The organism is Bacillus sp. Xin1 (genome assembly GCF_013314535.1).
Taxonomy (GTDB): domain Bacteria; phylum Bacillota; class Bacilli; order Bacillales; family Bacillaceae_G; genus Bacillus_A.
This window is the reverse complement of record NZ_JABUAE010000114.1, coordinates 1-2,501: the sequence shown is the minus strand read 5'-3', so window position 1 is coordinate 2,501 and position 2,501 is coordinate 1. Positions and strand designations below refer to the sequence as shown.

General features: G+C 33.7%; 5 protein-coding genes. All 5 read left to right on the top strand.

Annotation, left to right across the window (positions count from 1 at the left end; genetic code table 11):
- The coding region (locus HRG09_RS27900; RefSeq protein WP_174104043.1) for a stage V sporulation protein S at positions 1-229 on the top strand (229 nt) is incomplete at its 5' end.
- 252 nt (positions 230-481) lie between these two features.
- Positions 482-727, top strand: a complete 246-nt coding sequence (locus tag HRG09_RS27895; RefSeq protein WP_174104042.1) for a hypothetical protein — start codon at positions 482-484, stop codon at positions 725-727.
- 470 nt (positions 728-1,197) lie between these two features.
- On the top strand, positions 1,198-1,950 hold the full coding sequence (locus tag HRG09_RS27890) for a DNA-methyltransferase (RefSeq protein ID WP_174104041.1): 753 nt from the start codon (positions 1,198-1,200) through the stop codon (positions 1,948-1,950).
- Between the two features lie 150 nt (positions 1,951-2,100).
- Entirely contained in the window at positions 2,101-2,328 is a 228-nt protein-coding gene (locus HRG09_RS27885; protein ID WP_174104040.1) for a hypothetical protein, read from the top strand.
- Positions 2,329-2,345: 17 nt separating this feature from the next.
- Positions 2,346-2,501: HNH endonuclease (locus HRG09_RS29295; RefSeq protein ID WP_375335781.1), on the top strand; the 156-nt coding region annotated here is incomplete at its 3' end.

Here is a 2,501-nt window from a genome sequence, read left to right as displayed (position 1 = left end):
CGCAGGTGCAATTGCAGGTGTATTAAGAGCAAGTGGTAATGTAGAAATCCAAGTGATTGGAGCTGGTTCTTTAAATCAAGCGATTAAAGCAATTGCTATTGCAAGAGGCTTTGTAGCTCCTGGTGGCATTGACTTGGTTCTTGTTCCAGCGTTTCAGGAGGTTTCTATCGATAATCAAGAAAGAACAGCGATCAAATTAATTGTAGGTCCTAGAAAAAATAGATCCTAATAGAGAGCATTAATATAAGGAAATTTGAAAGGACCGATAGAAAGCGGTCTTTTTCTTTTTTATTTATAATTAACCATTATTATTGTATTGTGTAACTCAAAATAGAAAGCCTTATAAAGTTAAGAATACCAAAGGGTTCAGCGATTGGGACAGTTACACAAAATATAAGATATGGGTAACTAGAGGTTATAAAACAATCTATGTGTTGTGTATATTAGTTACACATAATAAGGGGGAAAAGAGGGATGGAAAATGGTATGTGAAGAGTTATTAGGTGAGTTAGTCAAATACCAAATGCGTCAAAAGGGAAATCCAGATGTATTAAGAGTAAATCCAAATTATTATAGAATGTTACTAGAGCAGTTGGCATATCCTGAATGGCTGATAAAAAGGAAAATGAATACGGTGAATCAAACATTACTAGGTATTAATGTAGAAATTACAGGCCAAATTAAAAAGTTTGAACTGCAAAAAAATAAAAAGTTGGCAGAGTCGTGACCGCCTTTTGGCAGGAAATGTGCCGGTTGTTTTGGATTCAACATGATATATTTGTATTGTGAGAGTGGCGGAAAACACGACTCACACCTACGTTTATATAGATCGTTACCAAATGGATGATGGTTGTGGGTTGAATGGATTGCCGGTTCATGTAATTCACAGCGATTTGCGTGACATGCTTTGAAAATAAGGAAGGGCTTTTGCTCTTCTTTCAGTCGCTAACATCGAGACACAAGTAACAGGGAAAGAAATACATTGTTTAGCGATTGAAAGAGGCGTGAAAACACCTTAACCAAACTAAATGAAATATGCGATACACAAACACGACTTGTCTATTTTAAAAAGCTGTTATTCTAGTGAATAGCAGTTTTCTACTTTTTAAAAGTAAAACTTCATTTACCGTATTTATAGCAGGAGTAGCAGAAGTATGGTTGCTCCTTTTTATTATGTAAAAAAGGATGGTTATAAATTTGTTGAATCAAGTTCTTAATATGGATTGTTTGGAAGGAATGAAAATGATCGAGGATAAATCAATTGATATGATATTATGTGATTTACCTTATGGGACTACATCATGTAAATGGGACAGCATCATTCCTTTTGATTTGTTATGGGAACAATATGAGCGAATTATAAAGGACAATGGAGCAATCCTTTTAACGGCAAGTCAGCCATTTACAACGAAATTAATTGCTTCTAACATGAAGTTATTTCGTTATGAGTGGATTTGGAAGAAGGGAAATCATACAACCGGATTCCCAAATGCAAATAGAATGCCATTGAAAAATCATGAAAATGTATTAGTATTTTATAAAAAGTTACCGAAATATTATCCTCAAGACTTAATCCTTTTGGATAAACCAATTTATAAGAAGAGTACAGGAAAGAAATTAAAAATCTTTGGTAAGAGAAATAATGAATCGTTAAGTAAAGTGCATGTAACTAAGTATACAAATTATCCTAAATCAATTTTAGATTTTCCGCGAGATAGTAAAACATTTCATCCAACACAAAAGCCAGTTTCTCTTTTTGAATATCTAATTAAGACTTATACAAAAGAAGGCGAGACAGTATTAGATAACTGCATGGGATCATTTACAACTGCTATCGCATGCATTAATACGAATCGTAACTACATTGGATTTGAAATGGATGAAGAGTATTGGAAGCTAGGTAATGAACGAGTAGAGAAACATTTACAAACAATTAAGCATCCTCAATAGGGTGTTTTGTTTTGTGGAAGGAATGATTAGGTGAATTGGTTTAGTTACTTTCTCGGATGTGGTACAGGATTGATAGTTGGTTTGTTAAGCATGGTTCAATTCCTCAAAGCAAGGGAAGTTAAAGAATTAGATTGATAAGGGGTGAGAGTAATGTGTGAGCATAAGTATCAAGTATTAGATAGTGAAACTACTTCTTTTTATGCTGATAAAAAACAATTCGGTATAGATATCTCTGCTACTTTCTATTGTGAGAAGTGTCTTGATATTCAACATCGTGATAAAAGAATTGAAATGGGAGCTATTGATGTAAAGGATAATGATAAGCCGAATAAGAGTGTTAAAGGTTTAGGTACTGTTACTCATAAAAGTTATTACTGAAGTGTGAGGTGATAGTTGTGGAAAAGGAAGAACTCATTCAACTCATAAGAGAAGATAAGCTCATGAAGTTCTATAAGTCTAAAGAGTGGAGACAGCTTAGATTAAAAGCTTTAAAGCGTGATAACTATGAATGTCAGAGATGTAAATCAAAAGGTAAATACAAACCTGCTGAG

Bases quoted from the DNA above. Each gene is read 5' to 3' on its own strand.
- HRG09_RS27895 (WP_174104042.1), top strand. From the start codon at position 482: ATGGTATGTGAAGAGTTATTAGGTGAGTTAGTCAAATACCAAATGCGT.
- HRG09_RS27885 (WP_174104040.1), top strand. From the start codon at position 2,101: ATGTGTGAGCATAAGTATCAAGTATTAGATAGTGAAACTACTTCTTTT.